Source organism: Skermanella mucosa (genome assembly GCF_016765655.2).
In the GTDB taxonomy this organism is placed as follows: domain Bacteria; phylum Pseudomonadota; class Alphaproteobacteria; order Azospirillales; family Azospirillaceae; genus Skermanella; species Skermanella mucosa.
This window is the reverse complement of sequence record NZ_CP086106.1, coordinates 5,658,668-5,671,825: the sequence shown is the minus strand read 5'-3', so window position 1 is coordinate 5,671,825 and position 13,158 is coordinate 5,658,668. Positions and strand designations below refer to the sequence as shown.

Annotated in this window: 17 protein-coding genes and 1 tRNA gene; 9 read left to right on the top strand and 9 right to left on the bottom strand. The window is 66.9% G+C overall.

Going from position 1 to position 13,158, the window contains the following annotated elements:
• Positions 1 to 15 precede the first annotated feature (15 nt).
• The 5 genes from JL100_RS26350 (at position 16) to JL100_RS26335 (ending at position 3,219) form a co-directional block, all read left to right on the top strand.
• The gene (locus JL100_RS26350) at positions 16 to 492 is read left to right on the top strand and encodes a DUF2141 domain-containing protein (protein WP_202684007.1); all 477 of its coding nucleotides are present in this window, start codon (positions 16 to 18) and stop codon (positions 490 to 492) included.
• 11 nt (positions 493 to 503) lie between these two features.
• Complete coding sequence (locus tag JL100_RS26345) at positions 504 to 1,952, top strand: carotenoid oxygenase family protein (protein ID WP_202684008.1); 1,449 nt, start codon at positions 504 to 506, stop codon at positions 1,950 to 1,952.
• Positions 1,953 to 2,191: 239 nt separating this feature from the next.
• The gene (locus tag JL100_RS26340) at positions 2,192 to 2,662 is read left to right on the top strand and encodes a hypothetical protein (protein ID WP_202684009.1); all 471 of its coding nucleotides are present in this window, start codon (positions 2,192 to 2,194) and stop codon (positions 2,660 to 2,662) included.
• Positions 2,663 to 2,879: 217 nt separating this feature from the next.
• Positions 2,880 to 3,014: a BrnT family toxin gene (locus JL100_RS36580; protein ID WP_267133627.1), complete on the top strand. Its 135-nt coding sequence runs from the start codon at positions 2,880 to 2,882 to the stop codon at positions 3,012 to 3,014.
• On the top strand, positions 2,974 to 3,219 hold the full coding sequence (locus tag JL100_RS26335) for a BrnA antitoxin family protein (RefSeq protein ID WP_202684010.1): 246 nt from the start codon (positions 2,974 to 2,976) through the stop codon (positions 3,217 to 3,219). The genes JL100_RS36580 and JL100_RS26335 overlap by 41 nt, the downstream gene beginning before the upstream one ends.
• Here JL100_RS26335 and JL100_RS26330 read toward each other — a convergent pair.
• The 4 genes from JL100_RS26330 to JL100_RS26315 form a co-directional block, all read right to left on the bottom strand.
• The gene (locus JL100_RS26330) at positions 3,152 to 3,397 is read right to left on the bottom strand and encodes a hypothetical protein (protein ID WP_202684070.1); all 246 of its coding nucleotides are present in this window, start codon (positions 3,395 to 3,397) and stop codon (positions 3,152 to 3,154) included. The genes JL100_RS26335 and JL100_RS26330 overlap by 68 nt on opposite strands.
• A 158-nt stretch (positions 3,398 to 3,555) precedes the next feature.
• Positions 3,556 to 3,726 carry a hypothetical protein gene (locus JL100_RS26325; protein ID WP_228420920.1) on the bottom strand — a complete coding sequence of 57 codons (171 nt, stop codon included), beginning with the start codon at positions 3,724 to 3,726 and terminating at the stop codon, positions 3,556 to 3,558.
• 150 nt (positions 3,727 to 3,876) lie between these two features.
• A complete protein-coding gene (locus JL100_RS26320; protein ID WP_202684071.1) occupies positions 3,877 to 4,131 on the bottom strand; it encodes a ribbon-helix-helix domain-containing protein in 255 nt (84 codons plus the stop codon).
• Between the two features lie 243 nt (positions 4,132 to 4,374).
• Positions 4,375 to 4,464: transfer RNA gene (locus JL100_RS26315), tRNA-Ser, on the bottom strand.
• 178 nt (positions 4,465 to 4,642) lie between these two features.
• Here JL100_RS26315 and JL100_RS26310 point away from each other — a divergent pair.
• Positions 4,643 to 4,918: a hypothetical protein gene (locus tag JL100_RS26310; protein ID WP_228420919.1), complete on the top strand. Its 276-nt coding sequence runs from the start codon at positions 4,643 to 4,645 to the stop codon at positions 4,916 to 4,918.
• Here JL100_RS26310 and JL100_RS26305 read toward each other — a convergent pair.
• Positions 4,905 to 5,675: an alpha/beta hydrolase gene (locus JL100_RS26305; RefSeq protein ID WP_202684013.1), complete on the bottom strand. Its 771-nt coding sequence runs from the start codon at positions 5,673 to 5,675 to the stop codon at positions 4,905 to 4,907. The two genes, JL100_RS26310 and JL100_RS26305, sit on opposite strands and share 14 nt — an antisense overlap.
• Before the next feature lie 13 nt (positions 5,676 to 5,688).
• Between JL100_RS26305 and JL100_RS26300 the strand changes: the two genes are divergently transcribed.
• The 3 genes from JL100_RS26300 (at position 5,689) to infC (ending at position 9,705) form a co-directional block, all read left to right on the top strand.
• Complete coding sequence (locus tag JL100_RS26300; protein ID WP_202684014.1) at positions 5,689 to 7,005, top strand: glycosyltransferase family 4 protein; 1,317 nt, start codon at positions 5,689 to 5,691, stop codon at positions 7,003 to 7,005.
• A gap of 58 nt (positions 7,006 to 7,063) precedes the next feature.
• Positions 7,064 to 9,028: a threonine--tRNA ligase gene (thrS, locus tag JL100_RS26295; RefSeq protein ID WP_202684069.1), complete on the top strand. Its 1,965-nt coding sequence runs from the start codon at positions 7,064 to 7,066 to the stop codon at positions 9,026 to 9,028.
• A gap of 224 nt (positions 9,029 to 9,252) precedes the next feature.
• Positions 9,253 to 9,705 carry a translation initiation factor IF-3 gene (infC, locus tag JL100_RS26290; RefSeq protein ID WP_407696909.1) on the top strand — a complete coding sequence of 151 codons (453 nt, stop codon included), beginning with the start codon at positions 9,253 to 9,255 and terminating at the stop codon, positions 9,703 to 9,705.
• A gap of 113 nt (positions 9,706 to 9,818) precedes the next feature.
• Here the strand turns inward: infC and JL100_RS26285 are convergent, their stop codons facing one another.
• From JL100_RS26285 to JL100_RS26270, 4 genes are all read right to left on the bottom strand, one after another.
• Positions 9,819 to 10,061: a hypothetical protein gene (locus tag JL100_RS26285; protein ID WP_202684016.1), complete on the bottom strand. Its 243-nt coding sequence runs from the start codon at positions 10,059 to 10,061 to the stop codon at positions 9,819 to 9,821.
• Between the two features lie 75 nt (positions 10,062 to 10,136).
• Entirely contained in the window at positions 10,137 to 10,358 is a 222-nt protein-coding gene (locus JL100_RS26280; RefSeq protein WP_202684017.1) for a ribbon-helix-helix domain-containing protein, read from the bottom strand.
• A gap of 208 nt (positions 10,359 to 10,566) precedes the next feature.
• On the bottom strand, positions 10,567 to 12,180 hold the full coding sequence (locus JL100_RS26275; protein ID WP_202684018.1) for a phosphoenolpyruvate carboxykinase: 1,614 nt from the start codon (positions 12,178 to 12,180) through the stop codon (positions 10,567 to 10,569).
• 53 nt (positions 12,181 to 12,233) lie between these two features.
• On the bottom strand, positions 12,234 to 13,028 hold the full coding sequence (locus tag JL100_RS26270; protein ID WP_202684019.1) for a HugZ family pyridoxamine 5'-phosphate oxidase: 795 nt from the start codon (positions 13,026 to 13,028) through the stop codon (positions 12,234 to 12,236).
• Between the last annotated feature and the right edge of the window lie 130 nt (positions 13,029 to 13,158).

Here is a 13,158-nt window from a genome sequence, read left to right as displayed (position 1 = left end):
CGAGGAAAACAAGCCATGCCGCTTTCCACCCGCCCAGCCAACCTGCCCCTGGCCGCCCTGCCCCTGGCCGTGCTGCTCGGTGCCTTCGCCATCGGCGCGGCGCCCGCCGCCCGCGCCGCCGATATCGAGATCACCATCCGCAATGTCCGTGACGGGCAAGGGCACATTATGGTCGCGCTGTACGCCGACGAGGCCGGGTATGACGCGCGCCGGCAGTCGGCGGGATGCATGCTTCCCGCCGCCGGCGGGGCGGGAGAGTCCGGGCGGGAGGTCAAGGCCGTCTTCGTCGGCCTGCCGGAAGGGCGCTACGGGATCGCGGTCTATCACGACCTGGACGGGGACGGGAAGCTGGGCACCAACCTGCTGGGCATCCCGACCGAACCCTTCGGCTTCGGCAACGACGCGCCGGTCCGGCTGTCGCGGCCCGGCTTCGCCGAGACGGCCGTGACGCTGTCGGCGGTGCCGGCCAGCACCTCCGTCACCCTGCGCTGAGGGAGCCTGCCATGATGCAGACCCGTCGCGGGTTTCTGGCCGCCGCCGCGGCCTCGGCCCTGCTGCCCTGTCTTCCAGCACCTGCCTTGGCGGTGCCGCCGGACTTCCGGCGCTCGGCCTGGTCGGCGCCGGCCGGCGATTTCGACCTGGACGGGCTGGAAGTGCGCGGGCGCTGGCCGGCCGGTCTGGCGCTGACCTTCTATCGAAACGGGCCGGGGCTCCATACCCTGGGCGGCTACCGCTACCGCCACTGGTTCGACGGCGACGGCATGGTCCAGGCCTGGACCGTCACGCCCGGGGGCGCCCGGCTGCGCACCCGGCTGGTCCGGACCGCCAAGCTGGGGCGCGAACAGGCCGCCGGGCGGCGGCTGGTTCCCGGGTTCGGATCGCTGCCCCCCGACGTCGCGCCGGGCAGCGGCGCCGACGACATGAACCCGGCGAACATCAACGCCCTGCCCTTCGCCGGCTCGCTGCTGGCGCTGTGGGAGGCGGGGTCCGCCTATCGCCTGGACCCCGGCACGCTGGAGACGCTGGGCCCGGTGGCCTGGAGCCCGGAGACGGCGGGCCTGCCGTTCTCCGGCCATCCCCATGCCGACGCCTCCGGTACCTTGTGGAACTTCGGGCTCGGCTATGACGGGCGGCTGGTGGTGTGGGAGATCGCTCCCGACGGTTCCCTGCGGCGCTGCCGGGTGCTGGATGTCGGCTATGCCGGGCTGATGCATGACTTCGCCGTGACAGCGCGGCACCTGCTGTTCGTCATGCCGCCCCTGGTCGTCGATCGGGACAGGGTCGGCCGCACCGCGTTCCTGAAGTCGCTGGCGTGGCGACCGGAGCAGGGGCTGCGGCTGCTTCTGGTGGACAAGGCCGATCTGCGGGTCGTGCGCGAGACGGCGGTACCCGCCCGCTTCGTCTTCCATCTGGGCGACGCCCGGGAGGACGGGGACGGCACGGTATCGGGCGATATCGTCACCTACCCCGACCCGATGGTCGTGACCGAGGATCTGGCGGCCGTCATGGACGGCGCCTTGCCGCGCCGCTTCGAGTCGCGGTTCGAGCGCCTGGTCTGGCCGGCCGCCGGCCCGGCGCGGCTGGAGCCGCGGATCGCGGAGGCCGGCGTCGAGTTCCCGCGCTGGGCGGGCACGGAAGGCGGGACGGGGGGAAGCGTGCTGATGCATGCCGATGCCGGCCGGCGGGCCGGATGGTTCGACACCGTCCTGGCGGTCGATCGCGAGACCGGCGTCACCGCGCGCTGGACCGCGCCGGAGCGGGTGCTGCTGGAGGAGCATGTCCCGGCGGGCGCGGATGGCCGGCATGTGGTGGGCACGGGCATCGACGCCCTGTCCGGCCACAGCTTCCTGCATCTGTTCGACGCCGGCCGCATCGCCGACGGGCCGGTCGCCTGGGTCGAACTGCCCATGGCGCTTCCGCCCGGTCTGCACGCCAACGTGCGGCTGGGCTGACTGCGCGTCTTGTTCTTTCCGGGCCGCGGATGACGGCGGTGGACAAGGACGGGTGCCGACAGCCCGTCTCCCCTCCATCGCCGTCCATCCCTGTCCAAGTTGTCTTTAATCTCTCGTAAAAAGTTCCTTGTCACAGTAGGGGCGCAACACAAGAGGGCGTCACCGTGGGCTTTTCTTCGATCAGGCATATTCCGGTCTATGTCGTGACAGACATCACGAAACCCGTTGCTGCGTGCTCGATGGCGAAAGCGCGTATCCTGATCGAGAAGCATGCCGCGAAACTTCAGTCGGTCAACGGGCGGTCCGGAGTTATTGTCAATTCGGCCGATATTCTCATGGCCCATCTCGGCCCTCTACTCCAGTTCCTCTCGCCGCAGGAAGCCACGCAGTCGGAAGCGGCCACCGCAGACCTCCCTCCCGCTCCCTGCCACCGGCCGATGAACGACAGGGAAGTGGCGGAACTGCTGATCCGGGCGGCGAGCCTGACGGCCCCCGCCCAGGGCGGGCTGGACGACAAGGCGGTCGTGGAGATCCGCGAGATCCGGCAAAGGCTGTCCGACGCCATCCCCGGCATGACCTTCCCGCGCCCGACCACCGGCCCCCTGGCGAGCAAGCTCAACCAGCTTCTGCTTATCTTCAGCCAGGCGCAGAGCGACCGGAAGCTGGACGACATCGACGTCATCAGGCAGGTGCAGGCCCTGACTTGGTGACCTGGTAGGAGCGTCCGCGGGATCGGCGATACCTGTTCCGACATGGTCCGTCGGGTGCCGGAGTGCAGCGTTGCGGAAGCCGGTGGCGGGAGAGTCTCCGGCGCGGTTGATGTCATTGACCCTCCCGATTGGCGTAGATACATTATTCGGATGAAGATCGAGTTCGATCCGGACACGCGCGCCGTGACCCTTGCCGAACGGGGACTTGATATGGCCGATGCCGGGGGGGGTCTTCGACAGTCCGACCCTGACGGTTGCCGATGATCGGAAGGATTATGGCGAGCCCCTGTTCATCGGCATGAGGAAAGCCAATGAACGGGAGCAGGAACTCTACGGACCCGACCTGGAGTGATCCGGACGATGCGCCTGACCTTTCCACACCGGAATGGCGGGAGAAGTTCGCAAAAGCCCGGCGCGGTCGCCCGCCTGTCAAGGACAGACCGAAGGTCGCCACGAACCTGCGCCTCGATGCGGATGTTGTCGAGCGGCTCAGACAAGATGGACCGGGCTGGCAGACGCGGGCCAACGATCTTCTGAGAAACGCTCTCGGCCTTTGACTTTGCGGATGAACTGAATACTGAACACATTCCTCGGCGGCTCGCGCAACTGCGTCTCAAGCGCCGCGATGCGTGCTTGCAGAACCGCGATCAGATACTTCAACTCCTGAACACGCCCGGCAAGCGGCCATAAATTCAGGATCAGGCAATCCTTCTCGGCTTCGCTCAGAGTGCTCAAGTCCGGTGGCCGCGTCATGCCTGCATCAATCGCGCAAACCCTCGTCGGTTCAACTCGTCGCGACGATCTCCTGTACGCGGAAACCTTTCCCAGATATCCCCCCAAAACCACTGGGGTTGAGCAGTTACTTCCCTCTCAGGATTTTTCCATGCTTCGCTTCAGGGGTCGAAGTCTTCCCGGAAGCGATCGGTCTGATGCATCCGCTCGTGCAGGATCGTCACGATGCCGATGTCACCATTGCTGAGCCTCCGCCAATAGACGAAATGCCGCTCGTAACGGAAGAAGTAGCCTTCGACGCCGAACTCCGCCGGTACGGGCCTTGATGCCACGCCATGGGTCTCGATCTTCCCGAAGGCTTCGAACAAACCCGTTATGTAGCGATCCGCCTGTTCGCTCCCTCATCGGTCACGGGTGTAGCGATAGATTTCGTCGAGGCGGTGCGAGGCCGCCTCCTGGATGCGGACGGCGGCCATTTGGCCTCAGGTCTTGTTGCGCGCGATGATGTCCGCCGCTGCAAGCGATTGGTAGGAGGATTCCGGGGCAGCGTAGGCCTGGGTGAGATCGGCCTTCAGCCTGGCGAGAGCTTCCCGTTCCGCCCGCTCCTTGTCGCGTCGGATCAGATCCCGGATGTATTCGCTGACGTTCTCGTATGACCCGTTCTCGCCGACATTGGCGGCTACGAAGTCGCTGAGCGCGCCACTGAGGCGAACCGTCATCGTCGTCGTGCGGGCCATGACCGTATCCCACCACTGATCTTGTCTTCAGAATGATCAATAACACACATCGCAATGCGTGGCGCATGTCATCGCTGGAAAATGATCGGACGCGCGATCCGCCTCGCCAGCACGGCACCGATTACCGCTGGCCTGCACCGTGAGATTGGAGGCTTGTCGACCGGATGAACGACGGCGCGCCACTGCGGTCGTTTTCCGCGTAAGTCGGCGAACCGTAACGTAATGTGGCGAGCTTCTGAACAATGGCGGAGGGAGCGGGATTCGAACCCGCGATACCATTTCTGGTATACACACTTTCCAGGCGTGCGCCTTCAACCACTCGGCCACCCCTCCGTCAAGGCCGCGGAAAATACTCAACGGCGGGGGCGGATTCAAGTACTTCGTTCACATCGGCTCCCGGGAAAGTGAAGAAGGGGCCGGTTGCGCCTCCCGGGGTGGCGGCGCATGTTCCGGCACGATGTCAATCAGCGGTGAGGAACGAGTGGTCGTCCTGAGAGTGATCGGAGGGGTCTTGCTGTTGGCGGGGCTCGCGGCGTTGGGCTGGGACCTGTGGCAATGGAGCCAGATGGCGGCGGCCGGCGGCGGCCTGCATCTTTCCGCCGCGGGCGAGCTGTGGTACCGGCTGAATCCCGGCAGCCTGAACCTGATGCAGGCGGTGGTGCAGCGCTACCTGGTGCCGGAGCTGTGGGATCCCGTGCTGCTGACCGTCCTGCTGTGGCCGGCGGCGCTGGTGCTGGCGGTGCCGGGGTTGGCGCTGCTGGCGCTGGGGTCGATCAGGAGGTCCTGAGCCCGTCGAGCAGTTCGCCGACGGTGCGGCACAACAGCGCGATGTCCTGGTCGCGGGACAGGCGGTGGTCGCCGTCCTTCACCAGGGTGATCCTTACGTCGTCGCCGGCCAGCCGCTCCGCGATGCGCTGGCTGGTGCGCCAGGGCACGTCGGCGTCGCGCATGCCGTGGAGCAGGCGCACCGGGCAGGCCAGCGGGATCGTCCCACGCAGAAGCAGGTGGTCCCGGCCGTCCTCGATCAGGCGGCGGGTATAGAGGTAGGGATCGCCGTAGTCGGACGGCTTCAGCAAGGCGCCGGTCTCCATCAGCATGGCGCGGTCGGTCTCGTCCAGGGTGGACCAGATCAGGTCCTCGGTGAAATCCGGCGCCGCGGCGATGCCGACAAGACCGGCGACGCGCTCCGGCCGGGCGAGCGCCGTCAGCAGCATCATCCAGCCGCCCATGGAGGAGCCGACGACGACCTGCGGCCCCTCCGTCAGCCGGTCGAACACGGCCAGCGCGTCGCGCGACCACTGGCCGATCGAGCCTTCCTCGAACCGGCCGCTCGACGCTCCGTGGCCCTGGTAGTCGAACCGCAAGAACGCCGTGCCGCGGCTGCGGCAGAGGCTTTCCAGGGCGACCGCCTTGGTGCCCGTCATGTCCGATTTGAATCCTCCCATGAAGATGACGCCGGGAGTGCTTCCTTCGGTGCGGCGATAGGCTATGGTGGCGCCTTCATGCGCCAGGGTATTTTCGGGCGAAGCGTTCAGATCGGTCATATCGAAAGATTCCATGAGCGGGGCATACAACACTACCACGGCCGGGCCGCACGACAACTCCAGGCGGGAGGAGGCCAGACCGGAAGAGGCCGGGCGGGACCAGTCGGGCCGGGCGCCGGGCCGGCCCGTCGTCCTCCAGGTGCTGCCGGCGCTCGTCACCGGCGGCGCGGAACGCGGCGCGATCGACGTGGCGGCGGCGTTGCACCAGGCCGGCGGCACGCCTCTGGTCGCGTCGTCCGGCGGCCCCATGGCGCGTGAGCTGGAGCGCTGGCGGATCCCCCATTTCACGCTGCCGCTCGACAGCAAGAACCCGCTGACCCTGTGGCGCAACGTCGACCGGCTCAGCCGGCTCATCCGCGAGCACAAGGTCGATATCGTCCACGCGCGCAGCCGGGCGCCAGCCTGGAGCGCCTATGGCGCGGCGCGGCGGACCGGCGTGCCGTTCATGACGACCTTCCATGCCCCCTACAATTTCTCGGGCAAGTCGAAGCTGTTCTACAATTCGGTGATGGCGCGGGGCGACCGGGTGATCGCCATCTCGGAGTTCATCCGCGACCATATCCTGGCCAACTACCGGATCGATCCGGACCGCATCCGGGTGATCCACCGCGGGATCGACTCCAACAGCTTCGCGCCCGACCGGGTCAGCCCCGAGCGGGTGATCCAGCTGGCCCGCGCGTGGCGGCTGCCCGACGGCCATCAGGTGATCATGCTGCCGGGCCGCCTGACCCGGTGGAAGGGCCAGACCGTTTTGATCGACGCGCTCGCCCGGCTGGGCCGCAAGGACGTGTGCTGCCTGATGGTCGGCTCCGACCAGGGACGCGCCGGCTACCGCCAGGAGCTGGAGGAGCAGGTCCGCCGCCTGGGGCTGGAAGGCGTCGTCCGGCTGGTGGACCATTGCAACGACATGGCGGCCGCCTACATGCTGGCCGACGTGGTGGTCTCCGCGTCGAGCGATCCGGAAGCCTTCGGCCGGGTCATCGTCGAGGCCCAGGCCATGGGCCGGCCGGTGATCGTGACCAACCACGGCGCCGTGCGCGAGACCGTGGTCGCCGGAGAGACCGCCTGGGTGGTTCCGCCCAACGACGCCGATGCCCTGGCGGAGGCGCTGGGCGAGGCGCTGGCCCTGGACGCGGACCAGAGGGCCGTGCTGGGCGAGCGCGCCATGGCCTATGTAAACAGCCGCTTCACCCGGGACCGCATGTGCCGCGACACGCTGGCGGTCTATGGCGAGCTGATGGCCGAACGGGCGGCGACGGGCGGGGCGACGGGCGGGGCGGCGGCGGGCGCGGGGCCGGGCGCGGGTTCCGGCGGGCCGCGCCAAGCTTGACTCGACCGGCAATGCGCATAGAGTGCGGCTTCTTCCTTGGGATGATTGTTTTTTGACGATGCAGACGGCTGAACAGATCCAGAAAGTCGCCGTCACCCTGCCGGACGGCAGCGTGCGCGACTACGATGCCCCGGTGACGGGCCGGCAGATTGCCGAATCCATCGGCAAGCGGCTGGCCAAGGACGCGCTTGCCGTCAAGGTCGACGGCACGATCCGCGACCTCACTACCCGCATCAGCTCGGACGCCGCCGTCGAGATCGTCACCCGCGACCATCCGGACGTCCTCGGCCTGATCCGGCACGATGCCGCCCACGTGATGGCGGAAGCCGTCCAGGCGCTGTATCCCGGCACGCAGGTCACCATCGGCCCGGCGATCGCCAACGGCTTCTATTACGACTTCGCGCGGGCGGAGCCCTTCACGCCCGACGACCTGGAGAAGATCGAGGCGAAGATGCGCGAGATCGTCGCGCGCGACGCTCCCTTCACCTGCGAGGCGTGGGACCGGGACGAGGCGATCCGCTTCTTCGAGGAGCGGGGCGAGAAGTACAAGGCGGAGATCATCCGCGACCTGCCGGAGACGGAGACCATCACGGTCTACCGCCAGGGCGAGTGGCTGGACCTGTGCCGCGGGCCGCACATGCCGTCCACCGGCCGGCTCGGCCAGGGCTTCAAGCTGATGAAGGTGGCGGGCGCCTACTGGCGCGGCGACCACCGCAACGAGATGCTTCAGCGCATCTACGGCACGGCCTGGCGCGACGAGAAGGAGCTGAAGGCCCACCTGCACCAGCTGGAGGAGGCGGAGAAGCGCGACCACCGGCGGCTCGGCCGGGAGATGGACCTGTTCCACCTCCAGGAGGAGGCGGTCGGCAGCGTCTTCTGGCACGACAAGGGCTATACCCTGTGGCGCACGCTGGAGAACTATGTCCGCGCGCGGCTGCAGCGGTCCGGCTATGTCGAGGTCAAGACGCCGCAGCTGATCGACCGGGCGCTCTGGGTGGCCTCGGGCCACTGGGAGAAGTTCCGGGAGGCGATGTTCACCGCCAACGCCGACGACGAGAAGGTGCTGGCGCTGAAGCCGATGAACTGCCCGGCCCACGTCCAGATCTACAAGCAGGGGATCACCAGCTACCGCGACCTGCCGCTCCGCATGGCCGAGTTCGGCTCGTGCCACCGCAACGAGCCGTCGGGCAGCCTGCACGGCATCATGCGGGTGCGCGCCTTCACCCAGGACGACGCGCACATCTTCTGCACGCCGGAGCAGATCACGTCGGAGAGCATCGCGTTCTGCGACCTGTTGCTGAGCGTCTACAAGGACCTGGGCTTCACCGACGTGTCGGTGAAGTTCTCGGACCGCCCGGAGACCCGCGCCGGCACCGACGAGGTGTGGGACCGGGCCGAGGCGGCGCTGCGCGAGGCGATCGAGGCCGCGGGTCTGCCCTATACCATGAACCCCGGCGAGGGCGCCTTCTACGGCCCGAAGCTGGAGTTCGTGCTGCGCGACGCGATCGGCCGCGACTGGCAATGCGGCACCCTGCAGGTCGACTTCGTCCTGCCGGAGCGGCTGGACGCGGAATATGTCGGCGAGGACGGCCAGCGGCACCGGCCGGTCATGCTCCACCGGGCCATCCTGGGCTCGATGGAGCGCTTCATCGGCATGCTGATCGAGCACTACGCCGGCAAGTTCCCGCTCTGGCTGGCCCCGCTCCAGGCGGTCGTCGCGACCATCACCAACGAGGCGGACGGTTATGCCGCCGAGGTGGCGAACGGGCTTCGGCGGGCCGGGGTCAGGGTCGAGCTTGACACCCGGAACGAGAAGATCAACTTCAAGGTCCGCGAACACAGCCTCGCCAAGGTGCCGCTGATGGTGGTGGTGGGCAAGCGCGAGGCCGAGGAGCGGACCGTGGCATTGCGCCGTCTGGGCGGCAAGGATCAGGAAGTTCTTGCTCTCGACGCCGCTGTCAATACAATTGTGGCCGAAGCGAGGTCGCCCCTTGGCAATCTCGCGCCGGAATCACCATTCTAATCCTGGAGTGATCCAGGTCAGGTCGTTCGCGGCCTGGGATGACTACAATTCCGGTCGCCTGGGTCCCGGGCGGGTTATGAACCCCCGCCCGGGACATGATTGAAACTCCAGGCGCCGGTTCCAACGAGGGAGACTATTCCATAGCCAGACCAAATGCCGACTCCACACCGTCCCGTGATGGGCCGCGGGTCAATCGGGAAATCAATGTCCGCTCCGTCCGCCTGGTGGATGCCGCCGGCGAAATGGTCGGAGTCGTTTCGATCCGCGACGCGCTGATCGCCGCGGAGGAAGCAGGGCTTGACCTCGTCGAGGTCTCCCCGAATGCGGATCCGCCGGTGTGCAAGATCCTCGACTATGGCAAGTTCAAGTACGAGGCGCAGAAACGGGCCAACGAGGCGCGCAAGAAGCAGAAGATCATCGAGGTTAAGGAAATCAAGATGCGTCCTAACATCGATGACAACGACTATGACGTCAAGATGCGCAGCGCCCGTAGGTTCCTTGAGGAAGGCGACAAGGTGAAGGTCACCATGCGCTTCCGCGGCCGCGAGATGGCTCACCAGGACCTTGGCATGAACGTGCTGGTCAAGGTGCGCGACGATCTCCAGGAAATGGCCAAGGTCGAGCAGATGCCCAAGCTGGAAGGTCGCCAGATGATCATGGTCCTGGCTCCCAAATGACGCGTTGACCGGACAGGGCCTGGGGAGATCAGCTCCCAGGCCGCAACGCAAGAAAGCCCGCCGTTCGGCGGGCTTTCACGTTTTCCGGGGTAGGGCCGGGCGTTTTCGCCCGGTCAGTTGGGCTTGTCGTCGTTCATGTCCCGGCGCACTTCCTGGCTCTTGTCCTGGATGGCGTTGCCGACATTCTCCATCGCTTCGCCGGTCTGCTTTGCGGCGTTGCTGACGCTGTTGTCGAACGACTCGCCTGCACGCTCCGCCGGGCCTTCGTTGTCGCAGGCCGCGAGCATGGGGACGCCCAGGACCAGGAAAGCACCGAGGGCGGCACGTCGAAGACCTGAACCGGTCAGGGAAAACATGAAGCAACCTTTCGAATTGTCTGCGCTGCTTCATGAACACGTGTGGGATGCAATTGTTCCGGGGGTGGCTATCCCCTATTCGGCGGATTGACGATCGAGCCGCTCCAGGATCGAAAGAGCCTGCGCGATATCTCCTTTGGCCGCCATCGATCCGAAACGGCGTTCCGCGTCCCATGCCGCCAGCGCCTGGACGCTCATCTCCTCGATCAGGCCGTTCACGCTGAGTCCACGGCTGCGGGCAAGCGCCTCCAGCCGTTCGGCGATATCGTTGGTCAATCGGATCGTCAGCGTGCTCATGGCAAAAGCTCCAGGCATTCGGCCGGCGCGATCACATGATAGTGCCCTTGAAGCGATCTCCGCAGGACTTCGCGAGCGGCTCCGCCGGCCGAGCGCAATCCGGCCACGAAGACCTTGGTATCGATAACGATCAAGGTCATGCGGATCGAACGGAAAAGGCCAGGGAACCGTAGCTCCCTGGCCTTGCTCCCCTACGGTTCAGCCAGCCTTACGCCGCCGTCTTGATCGCGGCGTCGCGCACACCCGGCTCGACCTCGTCGGCGAACTGCTTGAAGTTCGCCTCGAAGCGCTTGGCGACTTCGTGGGCGGTCTCGTCGTACGCGCGCTTGTCGCTCCAGGTGTTCTTCGGTTGAAGCACGTCGGCCGGCACGTCCGGGCAGGCTTCGGGAATGAACAGGCCGAAGTTGGGGTCGGGGCGGTGCGGCGCGTCGGCCAGGTTGCCTTCCAGCGCCGCCCGGATCAGCGAGCGGGTGTGGCCGATCGACATGCGCTTGCCCGTACCGTACGCGCCGCCCGACCAGCCGGTGTTCACCAGCCAGACGTTGGAGCCGTGCTTGGCGATCTTGTCGCCCAGCAGCTTGGCGTACACCGCGGGGTGGCGCGGCATGAAGGGGGCGCCGAAGCAGGTCGAGAAGGTGGCCTGCGGCTCGGTCACGCCTTTTTCCGTCCCGGCGACGCGCGCGGTGTAGCCGGACAGGAAATGGTACATGGCCTGGTCCGGCGTCAGCTTGCTGATCGGGGGCAGCACGCCGAAGGCGTCGGCGGTCAGCATCACGATGTTCTGCGGGATGCCGCCGATGCCCGTCTCGCTGACGTTGGGGATGAAGTCGAGCGGGTAGGAGGCGCGGGTGTTCTCGGTGTAGCGGCCGTCGTCCAGGTCGAGCACCCGGGTCTCCGGGTCCATCACCACGTTCTCCAGGATCGTGCCGAAGCGGCTGGTGGTGGCGTAGATCTCCGGCTCGGCCTGGGCGCTCAGGCGGATCACCTTGGCGTAGCAGCCGCCCTCGAAGTTGAAGATCGAGGTCTCGGACCAGCCGTGCTCGTCGTCGCCGATCAGGGTGCGGCTGCCGTCGGCCGACAGGGTCGTCTTGCCGGTGCCGGACAGGCCGAAGAACACCGCCGTGTCGCCCTTCGGACCGATGTTGGCCGAGCAGTGCATCGGCAGCACGCCGCGGGCCGGCAGCAGGTAGTTCATGACGCTGAAGATGCCCTTCTTGATCTCGCCGGCATAGGAGGTGCCGCCGACCAGGATCAGGCGCTTCGCGAAGTTGCACAGGATGAAGACGTCGGACCGGGTGCCGTCACGCTCCGGCACGGCCTTGAAGTCGGGCACCTGGAGCACGGTGAACTCCGGCGCGAAATGCATCCGGTCCTCCGCCGAGGGGCGGATGAACATGTTCCGGGCGAACAGGTTGTGCCAGGCGTGCTGGGTGACGATGCGGACCGGCAGGCGGTATTCCGGGTCGGCGCCGGCGTAGAGGTCCTGGACGAACACCTCGCGGCCCTGCAGATAGGCTGCGACCCGGCCGTGGAGCCGGTCGAACTGCTCCTCGGTGATCGGCTTGTTGACGTTGCCCCACCAGATGTCGCCGCTGGTCGAGTCTTCCTGCACGATGAACTTGTCGTTGGGCGAACGGCCCGTGTGCTGACCGGTGATCGCCACCAGCGGTCCACCCTTGGCGAGCGTCGCCTCGCCTCTCACCAGCGCCTGTTCATAGAGCCCGGCCGCGCTGTAGTTCCAGTGCGCCGCCTTGAGGCCGGACAGGCCCAGATAGTCAAGGCCGTTGCTGCTGATGGTCGGTCCGAATTGCTTCACGGTCATTCTCTCCACGTATTTTCTGTCCGGTTTGCCGGATTACAGTCGGCCTTAGGTCGTCAGGCCTGAGTTTCCCCTCGAGTCCGGCGTGCCTGCCGGACCAGATCCACGAGTTCCTTCCGGACACTCTCCGCATTGAACACGGGGCGGCCGAAATCCATCCGGGCCGTCCGGCCCCCCAGGCGCAGGTCGCATCCGTCGGGATCGATGCCGGTCAGCTTCCAGCCGCCGCCTTCCCGGCCCAGCAGCGCGGTCGCGTACAGCTCGACCGCGTCGGCGTGGTCCTCGTTCATATGCTCTACGATATCCGCCTCCCGCAAAGCCAGTGTCTCGATATCTGGGAGACGAAAAAGCAGGTCATCGCCCGGGATCCATCGGATCCGGCCGAACCCGGCCACGAGATGGGCGCGCTCGACCGCGACCCGGTAGATCGCGAAATCTCCGAATCCGGCGTACAAGGATGCGCTTTCATGTCGCGCCAGGAAACGGACACGATGACGCGGGTCGTCGCTCCGTTCGGCCCGGCCCAGCACCGACACCCGGGAGCCGGCCAGCGGCTCGTCCAGGCCGGCCGTTCCGTCGAACAGCAGCCCGACGCGCGGGTCCATCTTGATGTTCGCGGTGTGGTCCGCCAGATCTGAGAGGAGGAGCAGGGGAGAGGCGTCGTGGTCGAGCGCCGTGAGCACCAGCGACGGGTAGGGCCAGCCGGCCGCGTCGCGCTGGGCGGTGGACAGGGCGGCGCGGTCGGCCGCGCGCATCACCCTGCGGGCCGTGGCGATGGGGTCCGGATTGGTACCGGTTCCGGGATTGGGGGCGGGGTCCGGGGCCGCGCCCGGTCCGGTGCCGTTGTTCATCGAAGCCACCCGCCTTGTATGGGGCCGGCCCAACCCTGTCGATGGGGTGAACCAGCCCTTTTTTGCGCCGCAATGGTGCCATATTGGCAAACCAGAGTGCCGGCGCGGAAGAGGGATTTTCCGCATCCCG

What these genes read in the sequence shown, in the direction of transcription:
- JL100_RS26320 (WP_202684071.1), bottom strand. Translation starts at nt 4,131, where the DNA reads ATGGCCCGCACGACGACGATGACGGTTCGCCTCAGTGGCGCGCTCAGC.
- thrS (WP_202684069.1), top strand. Translation starts at nt 7,064, where the DNA reads ATGCAGACGGCTGAACAGATCCAGAAAGTCGCCGTCACCCTGCCGGAC.
- JL100_RS26300 (WP_202684014.1), top strand. Translation starts at nt 5,689, where the DNA reads ATGAGCGGGGCATACAACACTACCACGGCCGGGCCGCACGACAACTCC.
- JL100_RS26270 (WP_202684019.1), bottom strand. Translation starts at nt 13,028, where the DNA reads ATGAACAACGGCACCGGACCGGGCGCGGCCCCGGACCCCGCCCCCAAT.
- JL100_RS26280 (WP_202684017.1), bottom strand. Translation starts at nt 10,358, where the DNA reads ATGAGCACGCTGACGATCCGATTGACCAACGATATCGCCGAACGGCTG.
- JL100_RS26350 (WP_202684007.1), top strand. Translation starts at nt 16, where the DNA reads ATGCCGCTTTCCACCCGCCCAGCCAACCTGCCCCTGGCCGCCCTGCCC.
- JL100_RS26345 (WP_202684008.1), top strand. Translation starts at nt 504, where the DNA reads ATGATGCAGACCCGTCGCGGGTTTCTGGCCGCCGCCGCGGCCTCGGCC.
- JL100_RS26335 (WP_202684010.1), top strand. Translation starts at nt 2,974, where the DNA reads ATGAACGGGAGCAGGAACTCTACGGACCCGACCTGGAGTGATCCGGAC.
- JL100_RS26305 (WP_202684013.1), bottom strand. Translation starts at nt 5,675, where the DNA reads ATGACCGATCTGAACGCTTCGCCCGAAAATACCCTGGCGCATGAAGGC.
- JL100_RS26285 (WP_202684016.1), bottom strand. Translation starts at nt 10,061, where the DNA reads ATGTTTTCCCTGACCGGTTCAGGTCTTCGACGTGCCGCCCTCGGTGCT.
- JL100_RS26275 (WP_202684018.1), bottom strand. Translation starts at nt 12,180, where the DNA reads ATGACCGTGAAGCAATTCGGACCGACCATCAGCAGCAACGGCCTTGAC.
- JL100_RS26340 (WP_202684009.1), top strand. Translation starts at nt 2,192, where the DNA reads ATGGCGAAAGCGCGTATCCTGATCGAGAAGCATGCCGCGAAACTTCAG.
- JL100_RS36580 (WP_267133627.1), top strand. Translation starts at nt 2,880, where the DNA reads ATGCCGGGGGGGGTCTTCGACAGTCCGACCCTGACGGTTGCCGATGAT.